Below are 21,963 nucleotides of genomic sequence, written 5' to 3'. Positions count from 1 at the left end.
GCTGCACGTTGCACCTCAATCTGTTCTTCGCACTTCGGAACACATAGTATAGGACCGGCATGAAAGCCATCGCGCCGAACGACAAACATGGCCTGGCCCGGTCCGGATTTCGCGGCTTGCGCAGGGATTACGAGGAAACGCAATGGAACGAAGCAAGGAGGAGGGCCTGAAGGAGCTTCGCGCTGCCCGGGCCGAAAGCAGCGGGCTATTCGCCTTCGTCGGCATATTCAGCGTCTTCGTGAACCTCCTGATGCTGACCGGGCCGCTCTTCATGCTGCAGGTCTATGACCGCGTGCTGGGCAGCCGTTCCGAGGCGACGCTGGTCGCGCTGGCCGCGCTGGTGGCCTTCCTCTACCTGATGATGGGGATCCTCGACTATGTGCGCGGCCGGGTGCTGGCACGGATCGGCGCGCGGTTCCAGGCCAAGCTCGACCGCCGGGTGTTCTCCGCGGCGCTGGAGGATGCGTCGACCAGGGACCGCGGCGCCGCCGCGGCCGGGGTGCGCGACCTCGAGACCGTGCAGCGCTTCCTCGCCTCGCCGATCCTCGGCTCGCTCTTCGACCTTCCCTTCACGCCGGTGTTCCTGGCCGGCATCTTCTTCTTCCACCCCTGGCTGGGCATGATGGCGCTCGGCGGCGGGGCGGTGCTGGTCTTCCTGACCTTCCTCAACCAGCGCACCACCAAGGCGCCGCAGCTGGCCGCAAGCCAGGCCGCCGCGACCGCCGACATGATGTCGGAAAGGCTGAAAAGCGATGCCGGCATGGTCCAGGCGCTGGGGATGCGCGGGGCGGCCTTCACCCGCTGGCAGCAGATCCGCGGCAAGTCGCTGGGCCTGTCGCTGCGCGCCGCCGATGCCGCGGGCAGCTTCACCGCCGCGACCAAGACCTTCCGTCTGTTCCTGCAGTCGGCGATGCTGGGGCTCGGCGCCTATCTGGTGCTGCAGATGGAAATGACGGCCGGCGCGATGATCGCGGGTTCGATCCTGCTGGGCCGGGCGCTGGCGCCGATCGAGATGGCGGTCGGCCAATGGGCGCTGGTGCAGTCGGCGATGAAGAGCTGGGACAACCTGTCGGACCTGCTCGGCCGGGTGCCGCCGCCGCAGCCGCGCACCCAGCTGCCGCGGCCGCGCGCGCTGCTCGACGTGCAGCAGGCCACGGTGATCCCGCCGGGCCAGCAGCAGGCGGCGCTGCGCCTCGTCACCTTCCGGCTGGAGCCGGGCAAGGCGCTCGGCGTGATCGGCCCCTCGGGGGCGGGGAAATCCACGCTGGCCCGCGCCCTGACCGGGGTCTGGCGCGCCGCGGGCGGCAAGATCCGGCTCGACGGGGCGACGATCGACCAGTACGAGGCCGACGCGCTCGGCCATTACGTCGGCTACCTGCCGCAGCAGGTGACGCTGTTCGACGGCACGCTGGCCGAGAACATCGCCCGGCTGGAGCCCGGCGCCAAGGACGAGGACATCATCAAGGCGGCCAAGAGGGCGGCCGCGCATGACATGATCCTGCGGCTGCCCGACGGCTACAACACCCGCGTCAGCGCGGCCGGGGCACAGCTCTCCGGCGGCCAGATCCAGCGGGTGGGCCTGGCGCGCGCGCTCTACGGCGACCCGGTGATCCTGGTTCTGGACGAGCCCAACTCCAACCTCGACAACGAGGGCAGCCAGGCGCTGAACCAGGCGATCCGCTCGATGAAGGAAGAGGGCAAGTCGGTGCTGATCATGGCCCACCGCCCGGCGGCGATCCAGGAATGCGACATGCTGCTGGTGCTCGACGGCGGCAGCGTCAAGGCCTTCGGCCCGCGCGACGAGGTGCTGGGCAAGATGGTCAAGAACGCGAACGAAATCAGGGCGGCCCAGACCCCGGGAGGCGTGGCATGACCGAAGAGAGCAACCCGCCGCAACCGCGGAAGCCCGTCGGCGTGCCGGCGCCGGGAACGGCCTCCGCCCCGCCCGCCGCGCAAGCGGGCGGCAAGGCCCTCCCCGGCGCGCCGCAGCGTCCGGCCGGACCGAAGCCCGGCCCGTCCGCGGCGCAAGGGCCGATCGCCTCCACCGCGCCCGAGGCGCCGGGGAATTTCTCGGCGCGCCCCTACATCACCGTCGGCGTGCTGGTGCTGGTGCTGCTGATCGGCGGACTGGGCGGCTGGGCGGTCTTCACCGACATTGCCGGGGCGATCGTCGCCTCCGGCCAGATCGAGGTCGACCGAAACCGCCAGGTCGTGCAGCATCCCGACGGCGGCGTCGTGTCCGAGATCCTGGTCGACGAGGGCGACACGGTGAAGGCCGACCAGGTGCTGATCCGCCTCGACGGCACGCTGCTGCAGTCGCAGCTGAACATCGTCGAGAACCAGTATTTCGAGATCCTCGCCCGCCGCGGCCGTCTCGAGGCCGAAGAGGAAGGCCTGCACGAGATCACCTACGATCCCGACCTGCTGGCCGCGGCAGAGGGCAACCCGGAGATCGCCGAACTGGTCGACGGCCAGAACCGGCTCTTTGCGGCGCGCAACACCTCGCAGGACCAGGAAGCCGAGCAACTGGGCAAGCGGCGGTCGCAGATCGCCAACCAGATCGACGGGATCGTCGCCCAGCAGGAGGCGCTCGGCACCCAGCTGGGGCTGATCCGCGACGAGCTGTCCGACCAGACCGACCTGCTGAACAAGGGCCTGGCGCAGCGCACCCGCGTGCTGGCGCTGCAGCGCGAGGAGGCGTCGCTTTCGGGCCAGCTCGGCGAGCTGGTCGCCTCCGAGGCGGAGAGCGAAGGGCGCATCACCGAGATCGACATCGAGATCATGAAGCTCGACACCACCCGCCGCGAGGAGGCCACCACCACCTTGCGCGACCTGCGCTACCGCGAGCTGGAGCTGTTCGAGCAGCGCCAGTCGCTGCACGAGCAGCTGTCGCGGCTCGACATCAAGGCGCCGGTCTCGGGCATCGTCTACGGGCTGACGGTCTATGCGGAACGCTCGGTGATCCGCGCCGCCGATCCGGTGCTCTACATCGTGCCGCAGGACCGGCCGCTGGTGATCGCGACCAAGGTCGAGACCATCCATATCGACGAGGTCTATCCCGGCCAGGAGGTCATGGTCCGCTTCCCGGCCTTCGCCTCGCGCACCACGCCCGAGCTGAGGGGCGAGATCACCGTGGTTTCGGCCGATGCCTTCCAGGACGAGAAGAGCGGCGCCAGCTACTACCGCGCCGAGGTCGTTTTGGAGGAGGGCGAGGCGGAGCGCCTGCCGGGCCATGTCGCCCTGCTGCCGGGGATGCCGGTGGAAACCTACATGCGCACCAACGACCGCACGCCGCTGGCCTACCTGCTGAAGCCCTTCACGGACTACTTCAACAAGGCTTTCCGCGAAAGCTGAGCCGCGCCGCGGAACGCGGACATGGAAAAGGCGCCGGGATGTCCCCCGGCGCCTTTTTCCGTTCCGTGCCACGCGTGTCAGGCGCCGCGCTTCTTCTGGTTGGGCGGCGACAGAACCAGCCCGACCGCACCGAGGAAGACGCCCACATCGGCGAGGTTGAACGTGTAGGGATTGACGATGCCGCAGCAGGACATGTTGAGGAAATCGGCCACTGCGCCATGGATGACCCGGTCGATGACGTTGCCGAGCGCGCCGCCGATCAGAAGTCCGGTGGAGACCATCACCAGCGGCCGCGGGTCGCGCCGCGCCCAGGTCACCGCCCAGGCGCAGATCGCCAGCGCCAGCCCGATCAGGATCCAGCGCGCATCCGCCGAGGAGCCGAGGCCGAAATTGATGCCGGTGTTCCAGCCCATGTGGAAGACCAGGTAGGGCGGCAGCACCGGGATGGTGCCGGTCTCGATCAGGCCCATGCCCCAGACAACGGCATATTTGCTGGCCTGGTCGATGGCGAGCGTCAGGATCGCGGTGAGTGCGAGAAGGCGCATTGCGGGCGGTATCCGGAAAATGGTTGGCCCCGCCGCGCGGGCGGGGCTGTAGAGGGGGCCGGGAGCGGGCTCAGTGCCGGAAGTGGCGCATGCCGGTCAGGACCATGGCCAGGCCGCGCTCGTCGGCGGCGGCGATCACCTCGTCGTCGCGGATCGAGCCGCCCGGCTGGATGATCGCGGTGGCGCCGGCCTCGGCCGCGGTGATCAGCCCGTCGGCAAAGGGGAAGAACGCATCGGAGGCGACGACCGAGCCCTTGGTGGTCGGCTCGGACAGCCCCAGCGCCTCGGCCATGTCCATCGACTTGCGCGCGGCAATGCGGGTGCTGTCGACGCGGCTCATCTGGCCGGCGCCGACGCCGACCGTCGCGCTGTCCTTGGCGTAGATGACCGCGTTGGACTTCACGTGCTTGGCGACGCGCCAGGCGAAGAGCATGTCGCGCAGCTCTTCCTCGGTCGGCGCGCGCTTGGTGACGACCTTGAGGTCCCCCAGCGCGACATGGCCGTTGTCCTTGCCCTGGAACAGCAGGCCGCTCGACACCTGCCGGACGGTCATCGAGGCCGCTTTCGGGTCGGGCAGGCCGCCGGTGACCAGCAGGCGCAGGTTCTTCTTGGCGGCGAAGACGGCGCGGGCTTCTTCATCGGCCTCCGGCGCGATGACCACCTCGGTGAAGATCTCGGCGATCTTGGCGGCGGTTGCGCCGTCCAGCGCCTGGTTCAGCGCGATGATGCCGCCGAAGGCCGAGGTGCGGTCGCAGTCGAAGGCCCGCTCGTAGGCCTCGGCCAGGGTCGCGCCGGTGGCGACGCCGCAGGGGTTGGCGTGCTTGATGATCGCGCAGGCCGGCCCCGCCTCGGGGGAGAATTCCGAGACCAGCTCGAAGGCGGCGTCGGTGTCGTTGATGTTGTTGTAGCTCAGCGCCTTGCCCTGAAGCTGGTATGCCGTCGCGACGCCCGGGCGGTTGGTGCCGTCGACGTAGAAGGCGGCCTCCTGGTGCGGGTTCTCGCCGTAGCGCAGGGTCTGCGCGAGGTAGCCGGCCACGGCGCGGCGGCGCGGCGCGGGCTCTTCCAGTGCCTGGGCGAACCAGTTCGACACGGCGGCGTCATAGGCGGCGGTGCGGCCATAGGCGGTCAGCGCCAGGCGCTTGCGGAAGCCGAAGGAGGTTGCTCCGGCATTCGCGTCCATCTCGGCCAGCAGCGGCGCGTAATCCTCGGTATCGACCACGACGGCCACGCCGGCATGGTTCTTGGCGGCTGCGCGGATCATCGCCGGGCCGCCGATGTCGATGTTCTCGACGCATTCGTCATAGGGCGCGTTCTTGGCGACGGTCGCCTCGAACGGGTAGAGGTTCACCACCAGCAGGTCGATCGCGCCGATGCCGTGGGTCTCCATCGCCGCCCGGTGGTCGGCATTGTCGCGCAGCGCCAGCAGGCCGCCATGGACCTTCGGGTGCAGCGTCTTCACGCGGCCGTCCATCATCTCCGGGAAACCGGTCACGTCGGAGACGTCGGTCACCTCGTAGCCCGCCTCGCGCAGCGCCTTGGCGGTGCCGCCGGTGGACAGGAAGCGGACGCCGTGGCGGGCAAGGCCCGCGGCCAGGTCGGTCAGGCCGGATTTGTCGGACACCGAGATCAGGGCGGTGCGGATCGGCTGGGCGGCGGTCATAGTGGCTCCTTCGGCTCTCGGGCCTGCTGGCAGGTCAGGTAATCGACATGTCGTCCCGGTACAGGTCGCGCGTGCCGGCGGCGCCTTGGGTGACGCGCGACAGGCTCCAGCGGATGGTGGTCGCGGAGCCCGACGCGCTGGCATCCAGCACGATCTGGCGGGTCGGTGTCGGTTGGGGCCGGGTTTTCTCCAGATAGACGCTGGGGTCAAGGCTCATCCGCGCCGGGCTGGCATGGCGGAACTGCCAGATCTCGCCGGACTTGAGCAGGAGCGCCGCGGAAAGCCCGTCTTCGCCCGGCTGGATGGAGACATCCGGGTGCAGGTGGAAGCGGATGGTGAAGCCCAGCCCCTGCAGTGCGCGCAGCCCGCCGCCGCTGGCGTCCAGCGGCACGAGAATGTCCTCGCCATGCAGGGACAGGCCGTCCTCGCCCAGATCCAGCCTGCGGTGGTGGATCAGCCCGTCCCGCGCGGCAAAGCCGTCATGCCAGGCCGAGAGCGCGGCCGGGCCGCGCTCCGGGGCGGGGGCGCATTCCACCCGCTGCGGTCCCTCGGCGAGCATGACCCGGCCGCCGCGCAGCTGGCGGAGAACCGCCGATCCCTCGCCGTCCGGGGTCAGCGCCGAATGCGCGGGCGTCGCGCGGGCCGCCTTTTCCCAGTCGCGGCCGAAGCTCAGCCCCGAGCCGCAATTGACCACCAGCGGCCGCCGCCCGACGGTAAATTCGAAGGCCAGGGTGGAGGCATGGCCGGTTGCGGCGGCCTCGGGTCCCTGTGGCGGGCGGTCGGCATCGAGGATCACCGTGGCGCGGCCGCGGGCGAGCCGGGCGAAGCCCATGGCGAGGCCGGGCTGGGGCGGGGTGCGCACCCGCGAGGCGGACAGCGCGGCGTCGAGCCGCCCTTCCACGCCGCGGCCGCCGCCATGGAAGCGGGCGAGCCCGCCATCGGCATGGCGCAGCGCGCGCAGCACCGGCGCGATCCGCGCGATGGCCCCCTGATGCTGCGGCTGCGCCATCAGCCCGGCATCTTCCAGCGCGCTCTCGCACCAGACCAGCAGGGCGAAGAGGTCGAGCAGCTCCTCGGGATTGCGCCCGGGAAGGCCGCCCCCGGCGCCGATTTCCCCGCGGCAGAGGTTTTCCAGCACCTTCACTGCCGGGCGGACCCGCGATTCCATGTCCTTCAGCGCAAGCCCGGCCTGGATCAGCCCGCAGACCGCCTCGAAGGTGGGCAGGCCGGGCGGCGCGCCGCGCCAGGTCTGCGACAGGTACACCGCGTGGCGGGCGATCGCGCGGCGGAACTGCCGCGACAGGGCCGGATCCGCGTGTTCGGACAGCAGCCCGGCATGGTTGATCCAGCGCACCAGCCGCCGCGCCGCGATGTCGGGGCGCCAGCCGGGACCGCGCCCGGTCTCGTAGCGGGAGAGCCACTCGGCCAGCCAGTGCCGGGCCTGTTCGCGCGCGCGCTTCGTGCCGAAGGCGGCCAGATCGTCGAGCCAGGCAAAGCCGTGGCGGTCGGCCTCGGCGCGCGGCGGCAGCGGGCGCAGGTCCCAGAGGCTGCCCTCGTCCAGCTCGCGGCGCCGGCCGCCGAGCTGGATCTCGCCCTCGCAGATGGCGCGGCCGATGGCGGCGGAGCCGATGCTGCGCGGCTCGGGCGGGGTGGCGAAATCCGCCGGGCGCAGGCCCAGCCCGGCGCGCCAGACGCGGAAGCGGGTCGGGCCCTCGCGGCTGCGCTGGGTCTTGGCTTCGGCACTGGACACGCGCGAACTCCTTGGAAACGGGGAACTTGACTGCGGACGGCAGCTTACGCCGACGCGCCCCGCCTGTCATCCGGGCAGGCGAATATGTCCGGCGCGCGTTCCGCGAATGTCACAGCGCCGCGGGGCGGAGCCGGGCGATGTAGAACCCGTCTATGCCGCCTTCGGCAGCGATGAAATCGGGGCGGAGCCGCAGGCCGTGCACGGCGGCAGCCTGCGCGGGCAGGCCGAATGCGGCCGGATCGAGCGGGTCGGCGGCCAGTCCGGGATGCCGGGCGAGCGCGGCGGCGACCTGCGCCTCGCCTTCCTCGGGCAGCAGCGAGCAAGTGCAGAAGACCAGCGTGCCGCCCGGGGCGAGCCAGCCGAGCGCGCGGTCGAGAAGCGCGGCCTGCAGCGCGGCGAGCGGCGCGGTCTCGGCGCCGGTCTTGGCGAAGGGCAGGTCGGGATGGCGCCGGATCGTGCCGGTAGCAGTGCAGGGCGCGTCGAGCAGGATGCCGTCGAAGGGCGCTTCCGGCTGCCACTCCATTGCGTCCGCGACCACGGCCTCGGCTGCCAGCCCGGTGCGGGCGAGGTTTTCCGAGAGCCGTGCCATGCGTGCCGCCGAGATGTCGAGTGCGGTGACCTCGGCTCCCGCGGCGGCCATCTGCAGGGTCTTGCCGCCCGGCGCGGCGCAGAGATCGAGCACCCGCGCGCCCTTTGCCGGGGCAAGCACCCGCGCAGGCACGGCAGCGGCGGCATCCTGCACCCACCAATCCCCGGCTCCGTAGCCCGGCAGCGCCGAGACCTGGCCGGGCGCGGCGAGCCGCACAGAGCCCGTCGCCAGCGCCTCGCCGCCGACCGCCGCGGCCAGCGCATCGGCATCGCCGTCCTTCGGCGTCAGGTCGAGCGGCGGCTGGCGGGCGAAGACCGCCTCCATCGCGGCGACCGCCTCGCCGCCATAGGCCTTGCGGAACGGCTTCCTCAGCCAGTCGGGCAGGCGCGAGGGCGGCAGCGCGTCCCAGCCGGGCACCAGCTCTTCGGAGGCGCGGCGCAGCACGGCATTGACGAGGCCGGCCATATGGCCCGTCTTGGGATGGTTGCGCACCAGCGTCACCCAGCCGTTCACGACGCCATGCGCGGCGGCACGGTCCTCGCAGAGTTCCACCACCGCGAGATGCAGAACCAGGCGGATGCGCGCGGGCGGCGCCTTCTCCAGATAGGGGCCGAGTGCCTTGTCGATCCGCTGGGCGTGGCGCAGCGCCTGGGCGGCCAGCCGCTGGGCGCGGGCGCGGTCCGGCGGGGCGAGCCCGTGCAGCGGGCCTTCGGGGGCCTCGGTCAGCTCGGCCAGCAGCCGTCCGTCGCGGCGCACCGCCTGCAGCAGCGCCAGCGCGGCACGGCGGGCGGCAAGGCCCGGCTGCGGCGGGCGGGCGGGGCGGGCAGCGCCTCGGGGCGCACGGGATTTCTTGTTCTCGGCCATCGGCGGCGTATACCATGCGCGGAAACCGAAACAAGGAGTCCCGTCATGTCCGACCAAGGCGAAGAGCGCGACCTGTCCAACCTGCCGCCCGCCGCGCTGCGCGCGCTGAAGGAGGCCGAGGCGCGCCGAAAGGCATCGGAAGCGGCCGAGGCGCTGCCCAAGGAGCTGGGCGGCCGCGACGGGCCGGAACCCGTGCGCTACGGCGACTGGGAGAAGAAGGGCATCGCCATCGACTTCTGACGGGCGCCCATGAAAAAAGGCGCGGGGGATGCCCGCGCCTTCCTGTTCCGCTGCCCCCGGTCCGGGGTCAGGTGGCCTGCGTGTGCTGCCGCGGGTTCGCAGCTCCGGCGGGCTTGCCGCAGATGTAGAGCACCGCGTAGCCGACCACGCCGGACAGGATCGAGCCGGTGATCACGCCCAGCTTCACCTCGTTCATCAGCGTTTCGTCGGTGAAGGCCAGGCTGCCGATGAAGAGGCTCATGGTGAAGCCGACGCCGGTGAGGCAGGCCAGACCGTAGAGCTGCGCCCAGCTCGCTCCCTTGGGCAGCCGCGCAAGGCCCGTGAGCCCCAGGGCCAGCACGATCAGGAACACGCCCGCCTGCTTGCCGAAGAACAGGCCTGCCGCGATGCCCAGCGGCACCGGGCTGAGGAACATGTCCGCGGTGATGCCCGAGAAGCTGACGCCGGCATTGGCGAAGGCGAAGATCGGCAGGATCAGGAAGCTGACATAGACATGCAGCGCGTGCTCCATCTTCGGCGCCAGGCCCTTGCTGCCGTCCTTGGCGGTCAGCGGCACGGTCAGCGCGATCAGCACGCCGGCCAGCGTCGCGTGGACGCCGGATTTCAGCACGCAGACCCAGACGAAGATCAGGCAGGCGACATAGGGGAAGGCACGGTTGACGCCCAGCCGGTTCAGCCCGACCGCGGCCACGACGCCGATCGCCGCCGCGCCGAGCGCGACCACCGACATGTCGGTGCTGTAGAAGGCGGCGATGATGATGATCGCGCCGAGATCGTCGATGATCGCGATGGCCAGCAGCAGGATCTTCAGCGAGACCGGCGCGCGGCTGCCCACCAGCGCCAGGATGCCGAGCGCGAAGGCGATGTCGGTCGCCGCCGGAATGGCCCAGCCCTTCAGCGTCTCGGGCGAGCCGGAATTCACCGCCCAGTAGATCAGCGCCGGTCCCGCCATGCCGCCGATCGCGGCGAGGAGCGGCAGCATCGCCTTGTCGAAGCTCGACAGGTCGCCCTGCACAAGCTCGCGCTTGATCTCCAGCCCCACGAGGAAGAAGAAGATCGCCATCAGCCCGTCATTGATCCAATGGCTCAGCCCCTTGTCGATGACGAGACTGCCGATCTCGATCTTCATGTGCATGTGAAGAAAGTGGTTGTAGGCCTCCGCGAGGCCCGAATTGCTGGCCGCCAGGGCCAGGATGGTGGCGACGATCAGGACGATCCCCGCGCTGGTATCCTTGTGAAGGAAATTGTCTAGGCGTTCCATCGCCTTGCTCACGGCCATTCTCCCAATCAGATGACATGCCAAGCGGGGCGTCATGGTCGCCCGGCGCCCGCTCTCCGACCGATATCGGGTCGCGGTTGCGTGAATTCAATTTGGCCGGCCCCGAAACCGGGCCGGTCCTGCCCGGTTTCCTTCCCTTGCTTCCCCTTGTGCCACGTTTTTCGGCATTTTGCACCTCTGCCGGCCTTGTCATCCGGAGGACGAGCGGGCATTTGCGGCGCTTGACCGCTGCCGCCGAGGTCCTGCCGATGACCAAGTTCGTTCCGGGCACCGCGCCCTACGACCCGCCGACCGACCCGCTGAACATCCTGCATCACGACCAGCACCTGCTGGTGGTGGAGAAGCCCTCGGGGCTTCTCTCCGTGCCGGGGCGGGGCGAGCATCTGGCCGACTGCCTGATCGCGCGGCTTCAGGGCATCTTCCCCGAGGTGCTGCTGGTGCACCGGCTCGACCGCGACACCTCGGGCGTCATGGTCTTCGCGCTGACCAAGCATGCGCAGCGGCATCTGGGACTGCAATTCGAGAAGCGGCAGGTGAAGAAGACCTATGTCGCGCGGGTCTGGGGCGAGATGGAAGAGGCCGAGGGCGTGGTCGACCTCCCGCTGATCGTCGACTGGCCGAACCGGCCGCTTCAGAAGGTCTGCCATGACACCGGGCGCAAGGCCGTCACCGAATGGAAGCGCGTCAAGGTCGGCGGCGGCGAGAGCCGGGTGCGGCTGAACCCGCTGACCGGGCGCAGCCACCAGCTGCGGGTCCACATGCTGTCGCTCGGCCACCCGATCCTGGGCGACCCCTTCTATGCGGACGGCCCGGCGCTGGAATTCCCGCGGCTGATGCTGCATGCGGAGCGGCTGCGCCTCCGCAATCCCGATGGCGGGCAGAGCATGACCTTCTCGGTCCCCGCGCCGTTCTGAGGCCCGGCCCCGCGGAGGGGCCGGGACCGGGATCAGCCGATGGCCAGCGACAGGCCGGCCAATGCGATGGCACCGCCCGCGACCTGCGCGATGCGGCTGCCATGGCGGGCGGAGAGGCGCTTCAGCCCCAGGCCCAGCCCGATGCCGGCGGCATGCAGCGCGGCGGTGGCGGCGATGAAGCCCAGGCCGAAGCGCAGCGCCGCGGCGTCGCCGAGTTCGCCGCCATGGGCATGGCCGTGGACCAGCCCGAAGACCGCGACCAGCGCGGCGGCCGGCGCGGTGCCGATCCTCAGCGCGGCCGCGGCGGCAAGGCCGAGCACGACGGTCGAGGCCAGGATCATCGGCTCCACCATCGGCACCGGCACGCCGGCAACCCCGAGCGCGAAGCCCGCCACCATGGCCGAGACGAAGGCTGCCGGAGCGATCCACATGGCGCGGCCGCCCAGCAGCGCGGCCCAGAGCCCCACTGCCGCCATGGCCAGCATGTGGTCCGCGCCGGAAAGCGGATGCAGGAAGCCCGCGGCGGCAGAGCCGTGCGCGCCGTGGCCCTCATGGGCCAGCGCCGGCGCGGCGGCGAGAAGCGGAATGGCGGGAAGAAGCAGTCGTTTCATGCGTGCGGTTCCTTTCAGGTCAACCAGATACCCCGGTGCGGGTCGTATCGCGCGCCACTATCGCGGCGGGGATCCGGCGGGGCAACCGGCCGTCCGGTCGCAGGCCGTTCCGATTTTGTTCGCCCTGCCGCAACGGCATCCCTACCCGCGCTCCGGCCCGGCCGGTAGGATGGTATGCGTGTGTGAGTTAAAAGGTGCGGGGCGATGGACCGTCTTCTGGTGCTGGTGTTTCTGGGGCTGTCCTTCTGCGGCCTGCCGCCCGACGAGGTCCCCGACTACGACCGCGCCAAGTTCAGTTCCTGGGTCGACACCGACGGCGACTGCCAGGCGACGCGCTCGGAAATGCTGATCTCGCAGTCCACGCGCGCGGTCGCGCTGACCGCGACCGGCTGCTCGGTCGAGGCCGGAAAATGGACCGATCCCTATTCCGGCAAGAGCTTCACCTCCGCGCGCGACCTGCAGATCGACCACCTGGTTCCGCTGAAATGGGCCTGGGAGCATGGCGCGGCCGCATGGAGCGGCGCCCGCCGCGACAGCTTCGCGCTCGATCCGCGCAATCTGCTGATCGTCAGCGGCTCGCTGAACGCCTCGAAGGGCGCGAAGGATCCGCTGGACTGGATGCCGCCGGACCGGTCCTATCACTGCAGCTACCTGCGCGGCTTCTCGGGCGTCGTGGCCGCCTACCGGCTGGAGGTCAGCGAGGCCTGGTCGCGCGAAATGGCGCGGGCGACGGCGCAGGCCTGCAGCGGCGAAGGCAACGCCTGAGGCGCAAGGGCGCGCCCCCTTGCCCTTGGCCCGCCGGCGGCACATGTTGGCCGCGATCCACATGACAGGAGGCGAGACATGGCTCTTCGCATCAACGACACCGTTCCGGATTTCACCGCCCAGACCAGCCAGGGCGAGATCACCTTCCATGACTGGATCGGCGACAGCTGGGCGATCCTCTTTAGCCATCCCAAGGACTTCACCCCGGTCTGCACCACCGAGTTCGGCGCCGTCGCGCAGCTCGGCGCGGAATGGGAGAAGCGCAAGACTAAGGTGATCGGCGTCTCGGTCGACGGCGTGGACGAGCACCTGAAATGGATCGGCGACATCGAGAAGGTCGCGGGCTGCCACGTCCCCTTCCCGATCATCGCCGACGAGGGGCTGGCCGTGTCGAAGGCCTTCGACATGCTGCCCGCGGACGCGTATCTGCCCGACGGCCGCACGCCCGCCGACACCGCCACGGTGCGCTCGGTCTACATCATCAGCCCGGACAAGAAGCTCCAGCTTTCCATGACCTACCCGATGTCGGTCGGCCGCAACTTCGCCGAGGTGCTGCGCGCGCTCGACGCGCTGCAGGCGACCTACGGCAACCCGATCGCCACCCCGGCGAACTGGACCGCCGGGCAGGACGTGATCGTCGCGCTCAGCCTCGACGACGAGGCGGCGAAAGCCAAGTTCGGCGAGCTCGACATCGTGCTGCCCTACCTGCGCAAGGCGAAGAGCCCGTTCTGATTCCGGACGGGGCGCGTGCCGCGCGCCCCTACCCCCCGGCCATGGCCTGCAGCGCCACCGCCCCGGCATAGATGCCAAGCATCGCGACGCTCTCCAGCCCGATGCCCGCCGGGCCCTGCCTTTCGCGGTAGAGCTGGCCGAGCAGCAGCACCCCGGTCATCGCCATCCCGGTTCCCAGCCAGAACAGGTCCGCCCGCCCGATCGCGTGGTAGAGCGATCCCTCGCGGTAGCCGATGTCCGACAGCGTCAGGAACAGCGTGTCGAAGGTGTTGCCGCCGATGATCCCGCCGAGCGCCAGCTGCAGTGCGCCGCGGCGCACCGCGGCCAGCGTCGTCACCAGCTCGGGCAGCGAGGTGATAACCGCCGTCAGCAGCGCGCCGACCAGCGCCGAGGACAGGCCGGTGCGGTCGGTGATCTCGCCTGCCAGCTTGGCGATGGCGAAGCCGGTCGCGCCCATCACCGCCATCAAGAGCCCGAAGGCGAGGAACAGCCGCCAGGTCGGGGTGTCGTCGCGCCCGTCCTCCTCGTCGGCATCCTCGCGGGTCTCCTGCGTCTTCACCGGCTGCCACATGGGCGCCTGGCGGCTGCGATGCGTGCCGATCAGCCCGATCGCGTAGAGCACCGGCAGCGCGAGCGACACGGGGTGGACGGCGAACACGGTGATGTCCGGCCCGCCATAGGCAAGCACGGGGAGGGCAAGCAGCAGGAGCAGCAGCGCGCTCTGGAACAGGTTGGCCAGTTCCGCCGCGGCGTGTTCGAGATTGGCCCTGCGCCACAGCAGGTCGGCGAGCGCTAGGAAGGCGGTCTGCGCGGCGATCCCGCCCACCGAGTTGGAGAAGGCCAGGGAGGCGCGGCCGTCGAGCGCGGCCGAGAGCGAGACCACCACGCCCGAAAGCGAGGTCGCCGCGCCCAGCAGCGCGCCGCCGACCAGGGCCTCGCCCAGACCGGTGCGGTCGGCGATGCGGTCGGCGAGGCCGGTCATCCGCAGCCCGCCCGCCAGGATCGCCCCTGCCGCCAGCGCGAGTCCGAGGATCAGGGCGGCGAAGGGCAGGTCAGCGAGCATGGGCAAGGGGCGGTCTCCTGTCGTTGCGGTCCCGGGTCAACGGGGCGCGGCCGGCAGGGTTCCGCGCAAACGAAAACACCCGCCGGAACCGGCGGGTGTTCGGAAAGTCGCGGGGACCTCAGGATCAGCGGCGCAGGCCGAGACGCTTGATCAGGTCCTGGTAGCGGGACGGATCCTTGGCGTTGACGTAGTCCAGCAGCTTGCGGCGCTGTGCGACGAGCTTCAGCAGGCCGCGGCGCGAATGGTTGTCCTTCGCGTGGGTCTTGAAGTGCTCGGTCAGGGTCGCGATGCGCGAGCTCAGGATGGCAACCTGCACCTCGGGGGAGCCGGTGTCGCCTTCCTTCGTGGCGAATTCCTTGATGAGGCGGTCTTTTTCCTCGGGCGTGATCGACATCGGGTGTCTCCTTCGTGTCTGGAGTGAACGGCGCAAGCCGGGATGTCGTCCAGCAGGGCCTATCGAGAGGGCGCCATTACGCCATATCGGCGCGGAAGGGAAGGCGATTCGTCTTCAGCCCTTGGCGCAGAGCTTGTCGAGCACCCGGATCGGCAGCAGCCGCCGGAAGGCCCAGGCCGCCCTGGTCGGCCAGGTGACGCGGTATTTCGCGCGCGGCCGCGGGCTTTCAAGCGCATGGATCAGTGCCTTGGTGACCGCCTCCGGTCCCAGTTCGCCGGGGGTGGGTGCGGGCGGCTCGACATAGAGCCGCTTCAGCAGGCTCGACCGGTACTGCGCCGCCCGCGGCGAGGCCTCCCAGTCGATCCAGCGTTCGAAGGGCGCGCGGGAGTTGCGGCGGATCTCGGTGGCAATGGGGCCGGGCTGGATCAGGATCACCTGGACCGGCGTATCGGCCATCTCAAGCCGCAGCACGTCGGTCAGGCCTTCGAGCGCGTGTTTCGTCGAGACATAGGCGCCGCGCCATTTCGCCGGGACGAAGCCCAGGATCGACGAGCAGTTGACGATCCGCCCGCGGCCCTGCGCCCGCATCAGCGGAATGACCCGGGCGGTCAGGTCGTGCCAGCCGAACAGGTTGGCCTCGTAGATCTCGCGGAGCGCGCCGCGGGGCAGGTCCTCGACCGCGCCGGGGATCGCGAAGGCGCCGTTGTTGAACAGCGCGTCCAGCCCGCCGCGCGCCTCCACCTCGGCCATGGCCGAGGCGATCGAGGCTTCGTCCTGGTAGTCCAGCCGGAAGCTGTCCAGCCCCTCGGCGCGGAGCCTGTCGCAATCGGCCTCGCTGCGGCAGGTGGCATAGACGGTCCAGCCGCGCGCATGGAGCGTGCGCGCGGCGTCGAGGCCGATCCCGGAGGAGCAGCCGGTGATCAGGATGCGGCCGGGGCCGCCTGTCGGTGGGGTCAATCGGAGATCCGCTGCAGGTAGTTCGAGGACATGTACATGTCGCCGTCATAGCGCGGATGGCGGATCAAAGCCCAGCCCGGCGCGGGCTCCGAGATCCATTCGACGTGCTCGCCCTCGCGGGCCTGGCCGACCACCGCATTGCCGGTCGAGGGGCCGGAGCGCAGGTTCACGTTGCTGCCGGTCACCTGCGCCATGTCGGACGAGTTCGCCCCGGCCGCGGCGATCTGGCGCTTCTTGAACGTGTCGAGGCTCGCGACCGAGGAGGGCGAGACGCCCGGCTGCAGCGTGCGCGACGGCACCGCGGAGAAATCCTTGCCCACGACGGCGGCGTCGATCACCGCCATGTCGAGCGCGGTCTGCCCGTCGGGCTCGGCAATCGAGACGCCCGTTCCGGTTCCCGCGGGGGCCGTGGCGGCCACGGCCGGCTCGGCCCCCGGAATGGAGGAGGCCACGGCGGCGATCGCGGCGGCGACCGGCGTTCCGGCAGGGCCATCCGCTGCGGCCGCGGGGCGGGGCGCCGCCTGCAGCGGCTCGTCCAGGGGCGCGACGGCGAGGATCACGGTGGAGGGGTCGTCGCTGGGGATTTCGGCGAACGGGCTGCCGTCCAGGTCGCGCCCGCCGAATTGCATCACCGCGAAAATGACCAGCAAGAGAATAGCCGTGAGCCGAATTGCCATCTACCGTCTCCTAATGCTGACATCAGAATAAATGACTCGCGCAATGGTAGCACTGATTCTACCGCCGATTAGCCACTTTACCGCTGACGCTGGCTTGAGTACCACAGGGTTCATGTCCGACACGACCACGCCCCACGACAGTTCCGAGCCGCTCCGGCGCGCCATCGGCGAGCGCTACCTCCAGTATGCGCTCTCGACCATCATGCACCGTGCGCTGCCCGATGCCCGAGACGGGCTGAAACCGGTGCATCGCCGTATCCTCTATGCAATGCGCGAGCTTCGGCTGAGTTCCGCCGGCGGCTTCCGGAAAAGCGCGAAAATTTCCGGCGACGTGATGGGGAACTACCATCCGCACGGCGATGCCGCGATCTACGACGCGCTGGCGCGGCTCGCGCAGGACTTCAACGTCCGCTACCCGCTGGTCGACGGCCAGGGCAATTTCGGCAATATCGACGGCGACAATCCGGCGGCCTCGCGCTACACAGAGGCGCGGATGACCGCCGCCGCCGAGGCGCTGCTCGAGGGGCTGAACGAGAACGCGGTCGATTTCCGGGACAACTACGACGGCACGCTGCAGGAACCCGTGGTCCTGCCGGCCGCCTTCCCGAACCTGCTGGCCAACGGATCGTCGGGCATCGCGGTCGGCATGGCGACCAACATCCCGCCGCACAACATCGACGAGCTGGTCTCGGCCTGCCTTTACCTTATCAAGTCGCCGAACGCGCGCGACGAGACGCTGATCGAGCATATCCCGGGACCGGACTTCCCGACGGGCGGGGTGATCGTCGAGCCGCGCGCGTCGATCATCGAGACCTACCGGACCGGACGCGGCGCCTTCCGCCTGCGCGCCCGCTGGCAGGTCGAGGATCTGGGCCGCGGCCAGTGGCAGGTCGTGGTCACCGAGATTCCCTACCAGGTGCAGAAGTCGAAGCTGATCGAGAAGCTCGCCGACCTGATCCAGACCAAGAAGGTCCCGATCCTGACCGACGTGCGCGACGAGAGCGCCGAGGACATCCGCATCGTGCTGGAGCCGCGCGCGCGCAGCGTCGAGCCCGAGATGCTGATGGCGACGCTGTTCCGCCTCAGCGATCTGGAAATCCGCTTCTCGCTGAACATGAACGTGCTGATCGACGGGCGCACGCCCAAGGTCTGCGGGCTGAAGGAGGTGCTGCGCGCCTTCCTCGACCACCGCCGCGAGGTGCTGCAGCGCCGCTCGCAGCACCGGCTCGACAAGATCGCGCACCGGCTGGAAGTGCTCGAAGGCTACATCATTGCCTTCCTCAATCTCGACCGGGTGATCGAGATAATCCGCACCGAGGACGAGCCCAAGCCGGTGATGATGGCCGAGTTCGAGCTTTCCGACGTGCAGGCCGAGGCGATCCTGAACATGCGCCTGCGCAGCCTGCGCCGTCTCGAGGAGATGGAACTGCGCAAGGAGCGCGACGACCTGATCCAGGAGCAGGAGGGCCTGGTCGGGCTCCTGGCCTCCGAGGACCTGCAGTGGAAGAGGATCGCCGAGGAGCTGCGCGCCGTGCGCAAGCAGTTCGGCCGCCACACCGAGTTCGGCGAGCGGCGGACCGGCTTCTCCGAGGCGGTGGAAGTCGCGGAGATCAGCCTCGAGGACATGATCGAGCGCGAGCCGATCACCGTGGTCTGCTCCAAGATGGGCTGGATCCGGGCGATGAAGGGCCATGTCGATCTGAGCCAGCCGGTCAAGTACAAGGATGGCGACGAGGGGCTGTTCCTGTTCCATGCCCAGACGACCGACAAGCTGCTCCTGCTCGACAGCAACGGCCGGGCCTATACGCTGTCCGCCAACGGCCTGCCGGGTGGGCGCGGCATGGGCGAACCGGTGCGGCTGATGATCGACCTGCCCAACGAGGTCGAGATGATGGCGCTCTTCCCGCATGTGCCGGGCCGCAAGCGGCTGATGGCCTCCACCGCCGGGGACGGGTTCGTCGTGCTTGAGGACGATCTGGTCGCCTCGCAGAAGGGCGGCAAGCAGGTGCTGAACGTCAAGGCGCCGGACCGCATGGCGGTCTGCAAGCCGGTCGCGGGCGACCATGTCGCAGTGGTCGGGCAGAACCGCAAGATGCTGGTCTTCGCGCTCGAAGAGCTGCCGGAAATGGCCCGCGGCAAGGGCGTGCGGCTGCAGAAGTACAAGGATGGCGGGATGTCCGACGCGGTGACCTTCACCCGCTCGGAGGGGCTCAGCTGGCCCTTCGGCGACGGCAAGACCCGCACTGTCGCCGACCCCGAGCTTGAGGAATGGGTGGCCAAGCGCGCCGGCTCCGGCCGCATGGCGCCGCGCGGCTTCCCCCGGGACAACAAGTTCCCGTCCTGATCTTGGCGGCGGCCGGCCGCGCCTAGCGCAGCACGGCCGTCAGCTGGTAGGGCGTGTCCCTGCCGACCGACCAGTTTTCGATGCCGACATAATAGGTCGCGGACTTGACCTCGGTCGAGAAGCTCAGCGCGCCGCGATCGGCCCGCCACTTGTTCGATATCTCGTTGCCCACTCCGTCATAGACGATCATCCTGACATTGGCGGCCGTTGCCGACAGGACCAGTTCCCCCGCGGCGCCGTCGGGGATGAGCACGGCGAAGACATCGCGTTCCGAACTGTCCGCCAGCATGCCGCCGGCCGAGGTTCCCGGCCAGATTTCCGTCGCCGAGGCCAGGCTGCCATTCGGCTCCTGTTCCTGCGCCTCGACCGTTATCCTGCGGCCGCCGCCCGAAGGCATCGGCGGCACGCCGTCGGCCGCGGGAACGGGACTGTCCGGCGGATCCGGCACCGGGGTGGCTTCGGTCACGTCCGTTCCCGGCCCCGGCGGCGGATCGGAAATCACCTCGGCGCGACGACTATCTGCGGTTTTCGTCCCGACGAAAAGCGGCGTGGCGATGAAGCCCGCGCCGATCACCGCGATCAGCAGCCCGGCCGAAGAGCTTTCGAATTTCATGCCGAAAAGCTCGATCTTCGCCGAGGCCGCGTCGCGGCGGATCAGCATCCATAGCCCGGCCGAGGCAAAGACCAGCCCCGCGGCCATCAGCACCGTGACCATTCCGGGGTCGAGTTCCCGTATCATCCGGCGGCCTCCCTCCGCAGTCCGACTTTATTGACCTTACGTCACATATGGGCCGGAGCAAAGCGCGGCGGGGCAGGGAATTCCCCCAGAGGGGATTTCTCCTTTGCGGCGGAGCCCGGGACCGGTACCTCTGGACACCTGTTGACCGAGGCTGCCCCGCGATGACCCTGACAGAGCCCGACCTGAAACCGCCGGAGACCGCGCTGCGGGGCAGCTACTCCGGCACGTTCTGGGGGCTGTTCCGGCTGGCGCTCTGGACCTCGGTGCTGACGCTGGCGACGCTCGGGCTCTACCGGTTCTGGGCCAAGACCCGGATCCGGCGGCATGTCTGGTCGGCGGTCGCGCCGGGCGGCGACCCGTTCGAATATACCGGCACGGGCAAGGAGAAGTTCATCGGCTTCCTGATCGCCGTCACCGTGCTGGGCGCGGCCTTCGGCATCCTCGCGCTGGGTCTCGCCTTCCTCGGCTTCACCGCCTTCGAGGAGGAGACGCCCGGCGGCATGGTCGTGCTGGCCCCGGCACTGCAGAATGCCGCCGTGCTGCTGGCGCCGCTCTATTTCTACGCCGCCTACCGCGCGCGCCGCTACCGGATGGCGCGGACCACCTGGCGCGGCATCCGCTTCGGCATGGAGCCGGGCGGCTGGGGCTATGCCTGGCGGGCCAGCTGCTACTGGCTGCTGGTCGCCGCGACCCTCGGCGCACTCTGGCCGCTGATGACCTTCAAGCTGGAGGAATACATGGCCGAACGCAGCTGGTTCGGCGATGCCCGCTGGCACCAGGGAGGCGACTGGAAGATGCTCTATGCCGCGATGAAGCCGCTCGGCGCTGCGATCCTCGTGCTGGTCCTGTCGCTGCCGATGGCGGTGGTCTTCCCGCCCCTGGGCATCCTCGGCTTCCTCTCCGGCGGCGCCGGGCTGGTCTTCGGTGCCGTGCATTACCGCGTGCAGAGCTTTGCCATCCTCGCCCGCCACAAGACGGCAGGGCAGGGCATCCGCCTCGGTGCCGCCTTGGCCAGCGGGACCGTCTTCGGCCGCATCGCGGGCGGCTGGCTGGCGATCGGCGCGCTGCTGGGCGCAGCCTGGATTGCCGCTGCCGTGATGGCCTTCGGCTCGCTCGTCCCGCTGGAGGAGGGGACGGTCGAGATTTCCGGGCCGGAGCTGCTGCTGCCCTTCGGCCTGCCGGCGCTGCTGACCTTCCTGCTCTGGGAGCCGCTGAAGCTGGCGCTGGTCGCCCAGCCGGTGCTGGCCCATGTCGTGCGCCATGCCTGGATCGCGAACCCGATCCTGCTGACCTCGGTGGCGCAGCGCGAGGGCGAGGGACTTGCCGATGCCGACGGCTTCGCCGACGCGCTGGATGTCGGCGGCGTGTTCTGATGGCGCTGCCGCGGGGCTACTATCTCGACGGACGGCGCGCCGGGCGCTTCGCCGCGAGGCTGTCGGTGCGCGAGGGCATGCTGGCGATCGGGCTGGAGGACGCCGGCGAGGAGGTCCTCTGGCCGCTGGAGGAGATCCGGGCGCTGCGCGACAACGGCAGCCGCGACCGGCTGATCCTGCGCCTGCCCGGCGGCGATGCCCGGCTGGTGGCCGAAGAGGCCGAGGCGATCCGCTGGGCGCTGGCCGCCTGCCCGAAGCTGGGCGCCCATGTCCGCGACCCGGCGGGCACGCGGCGGATGCTGCTCTGGGCGGGCGGCGCAGCGGCGGCCCTGGCGCTGATCATGGCGGTGGCGATCCCGCTCCTGGCGAACCGCATGGCGCACTGGATCCCTGCCGAGGCGGAGGCGCAGCTCGGCCGGGCGATCCGCGACCAGGCGGCAGGGTTGTTCTCGGACGCACCGGCGGGCGCGCGCTGGTGCGCCGGCCGCTCCGGGCTGGCGGCGCTGCGGAAGATGGCGGCGCGGCTGACCGAGGGGGCCGATCTGCCGCACGAGCTGCGGCTGTCGGTGATGAATGCCGATGCGGTCAATGCCTTCGCCGCACCGGGCGGCGAGGTGGTGGTGATGTCCGGGCTGATCGATGCGGCGGACAGCGCCGAGGAGGTCGCCGCGGTGCTGGCCCACGAGATCGGCCATGTCGCCCATCGCGACCCGACAAGGCTGGCGCTGCGGTCGGCGGGCTCGGCGGCCGTGCTGGGGCTGGTCGTCGGCGATGTGGTCGGGGCGGCCGCGGTGGCGGCGGCCTCGCGGGCGCTGCTCGACGCGCATTACGCCCGCGGCGCCGAAACCGCGGCTGATGCGTTCGCGGCGGAACGGCTGGCTGCGGCCGGGGTCTCGCCCGCTGCCCTGGCCACTTTCTTCGAGCGGCTGGCGGCGGAGTCGCCCGGGTCCCCGGGCGTGCTCGGGCTCTTCGCCTCGCATCCGGCGCTGGAATCCCGCAGCCGCGCGGCCCGCGGCGCGGCGGAACGTGCCGCGGACCGGCCGGTGCTCAGCCCACGGGAATGGCAGGCGCTGCAGGCGGTCTGCCGCCGGACATCCGCGACGCCGTGACCCG

The 21,963-nt window shown here is 70.2% G+C and carries 20 protein-coding genes; 9 read left to right on the top strand and 11 right to left on the bottom strand.

Going from position 1 to position 21,963, the window contains the following annotated elements; genetic code table 11:
• Nucleotides 1-142: 142 nt before the first annotated feature.
• Complete coding sequence (locus HCC78_RS02120) at nt 143-1,873, top strand: type I secretion system permease/ATPase (protein WP_172327075.1); 1,731 nt, start codon at nt 143-145, stop codon at nt 1,871-1,873.
• On the top strand, nt 1,870-3,354 hold the full coding sequence (locus HCC78_RS02115; protein ID WP_172327074.1) for an HlyD family type I secretion periplasmic adaptor subunit: 1,485 nt from the start codon (nt 1,870-1,872) through the stop codon (nt 3,352-3,354). Before HCC78_RS02120 ends, HCC78_RS02115 begins: the two co-directional genes overlap by 4 nt.
• A gap of 77 nt (nt 3,355-3,431) precedes the next feature.
• On the opposite strand, the gene lspA is transcribed toward HCC78_RS02115, so the two are convergent.
• The 4 genes from lspA to HCC78_RS02095 form a co-directional block, all read right to left on the bottom strand.
• Nucleotides 3,432-3,899, bottom strand: a complete 468-nt coding sequence (gene lspA / locus HCC78_RS02110; protein ID WP_172327073.1) for a signal peptidase II — start codon at nt 3,897-3,899, stop codon at nt 3,432-3,434.
• Nucleotides 3,900-3,969: 70 nt separating this feature from the next.
• Nucleotides 3,970-5,559, bottom strand: coding sequence for a bifunctional phosphoribosylaminoimidazolecarboxamide formyltransferase/IMP cyclohydrolase (gene purH, locus HCC78_RS02105; protein ID WP_172327072.1), 1,590 nt, complete (start codon nt 5,557-5,559; stop codon nt 3,970-3,972).
• Between the two features lie 34 nt (nt 5,560-5,593).
• On the bottom strand, nt 5,594-7,309 hold the full coding sequence (locus HCC78_RS34690) for a heparinase II/III family protein (protein WP_172327071.1): 1,716 nt from the start codon (nt 7,307-7,309) through the stop codon (nt 5,594-5,596).
• A gap of 109 nt (nt 7,310-7,418) precedes the next feature.
• The gene (locus HCC78_RS02095) at nt 7,419-8,762 is read right to left on the bottom strand and encodes an RsmB/NOP family class I SAM-dependent RNA methyltransferase (protein WP_172327070.1); all 1,344 of its coding nucleotides are present in this window, start codon (nt 8,760-8,762) and stop codon (nt 7,419-7,421) included.
• Between the two features lie 45 nt (nt 8,763-8,807).
• Between HCC78_RS02095 and HCC78_RS02090 the strand changes: the two genes are divergently transcribed.
• Nucleotides 8,808-9,002, top strand: coding sequence for a DUF1674 domain-containing protein (locus HCC78_RS02090; protein WP_172327069.1), 195 nt, complete (start codon nt 8,808-8,810; stop codon nt 9,000-9,002).
• A gap of 67 nt (nt 9,003-9,069) precedes the next feature.
• On the opposite strand, the gene nhaA is transcribed toward HCC78_RS02090, so the two are convergent.
• Nucleotides 9,070-10,275, bottom strand: a complete 1,206-nt coding sequence (gene nhaA / locus HCC78_RS02085; RefSeq protein ID WP_371743760.1) for a Na+/H+ antiporter NhaA — start codon at nt 10,273-10,275, stop codon at nt 9,070-9,072.
• A 254-nt stretch (nt 10,276-10,529) separates the two neighbouring features.
• On the opposite strand from nhaA, the gene HCC78_RS02080 reads away from it, so the two are divergent.
• Nucleotides 10,530-11,195: an RluA family pseudouridine synthase gene (locus HCC78_RS02080; protein ID WP_172327068.1), complete on the top strand. Its 666-nt coding sequence runs from the start codon at nt 10,530-10,532 to the stop codon at nt 11,193-11,195.
• Between the two features lie 32 nt (nt 11,196-11,227).
• On the opposite strand, the gene HCC78_RS02075 is transcribed toward HCC78_RS02080, so the two are convergent.
• Nucleotides 11,228-11,806 (bottom strand): HupE/UreJ family protein, encoded by a 579-nt coding sequence (locus HCC78_RS02075; RefSeq protein WP_172327067.1) that lies wholly within the window; start codon nt 11,804-11,806, stop codon nt 11,228-11,230.
• 204 nt (nt 11,807-12,010) lie between these two features.
• Here HCC78_RS02075 and HCC78_RS02070 point away from each other — a divergent pair, with 204 nt between their 5' ends.
• Both HCC78_RS02070 and HCC78_RS02065 read left to right on the top strand, forming a co-directional pair.
• Nucleotides 12,011-12,571, top strand: coding sequence for an HNH endonuclease family protein (locus HCC78_RS02070; protein WP_172327066.1), 561 nt, complete (start codon nt 12,011-12,013; stop codon nt 12,569-12,571).
• Nucleotides 12,572-12,649: 78 nt separating this feature from the next.
• On the top strand, nt 12,650-13,303 hold the full coding sequence (locus HCC78_RS02065) for a peroxiredoxin (RefSeq protein ID WP_172327065.1): 654 nt from the start codon (nt 12,650-12,652) through the stop codon (nt 13,301-13,303).
• A gap of 28 nt (nt 13,304-13,331) precedes the next feature.
• On the opposite strand, the gene HCC78_RS02060 is transcribed toward HCC78_RS02065, so the two are convergent.
• From HCC78_RS02060 to HCC78_RS02045, 4 genes are all read right to left on the bottom strand, one after another.
• Nucleotides 13,332-14,366: a sodium:calcium antiporter gene (locus HCC78_RS02060; RefSeq protein ID WP_172327124.1), complete on the bottom strand. Its 1,035-nt coding sequence runs from the start codon at nt 14,364-14,366 to the stop codon at nt 13,332-13,334.
• A 124-nt stretch (nt 14,367-14,490) separates the two neighbouring features.
• The gene (rpsO, locus tag HCC78_RS02055) at nt 14,491-14,760 is read right to left on the bottom strand and encodes a 30S ribosomal protein S15 (protein ID WP_172327064.1); all 270 of its coding nucleotides are present in this window, start codon (nt 14,758-14,760) and stop codon (nt 14,491-14,493) included.
• A 114-nt stretch (nt 14,761-14,874) separates the two neighbouring features.
• Nucleotides 14,875-15,717, bottom strand: coding sequence for an SDR family NAD(P)-dependent oxidoreductase (locus HCC78_RS02050; protein ID WP_216670994.1), 843 nt, complete (start codon nt 15,715-15,717; stop codon nt 14,875-14,877).
• Complete coding sequence (locus tag HCC78_RS02045) at nt 15,714-16,394, bottom strand: SH3 domain-containing protein (protein ID WP_172327063.1); 681 nt, start codon at nt 16,392-16,394, stop codon at nt 15,714-15,716. Before HCC78_RS02045 ends, HCC78_RS02050 begins: the two co-directional genes overlap by 4 nt.
• 112 nt (nt 16,395-16,506) lie before the next feature.
• On the opposite strand from HCC78_RS02045, the gene parC reads away from it, so the two are divergent.
• Entirely contained in the window at nt 16,507-18,738 is a 2,232-nt protein-coding gene (parC, locus tag HCC78_RS02040; RefSeq protein ID WP_172327062.1) for a DNA topoisomerase IV subunit A, read from the top strand.
• A 22-nt stretch (nt 18,739-18,760) separates the two neighbouring features.
• Here parC and HCC78_RS02035 read toward each other — a convergent pair whose 3' ends face one another.
• A complete protein-coding gene (locus tag HCC78_RS02035; RefSeq protein WP_172327061.1) occupies nt 18,761-19,477 on the bottom strand; it encodes a hypothetical protein in 717 nt (238 codons plus the stop codon).
• 161 nt (nt 19,478-19,638) lie between these two features.
• On the opposite strand from HCC78_RS02035, the gene HCC78_RS02030 reads away from it, so the two are divergent.
• Together HCC78_RS02030 and HCC78_RS02025 are read left to right on the top strand one after the other, a co-directional pair.
• On the top strand, nt 19,639-20,850 hold the full coding sequence (locus HCC78_RS02030) for a DUF898 family protein (protein WP_172327060.1): 1,212 nt from the start codon (nt 19,639-19,641) through the stop codon (nt 20,848-20,850).
• Nucleotides 20,850-21,959 carry a M48 family metallopeptidase gene (locus HCC78_RS02025; RefSeq protein WP_172327059.1) on the top strand — a complete coding sequence of 370 codons (1,110 nt, stop codon included), beginning with the start codon at nt 20,850-20,852 and terminating at the stop codon, nt 21,957-21,959. The genes HCC78_RS02030 and HCC78_RS02025 overlap by 1 nt, the downstream gene beginning before the upstream one ends.
• Nucleotides 21,960-21,963: the final 4 nt, after the last annotated feature.

Origin of the sequence: Mangrovicoccus sp. HB161399 (assembly GCF_013184745.1) — a bacterium.
Classification (GTDB): domain Bacteria; phylum Pseudomonadota; class Alphaproteobacteria; order Rhodobacterales; family Rhodobacteraceae; genus Mangrovicoccus.
Note: the sequence above shows the minus strand (reverse complement) of the source record. Positions and strands in the feature narration are given on the sequence as shown.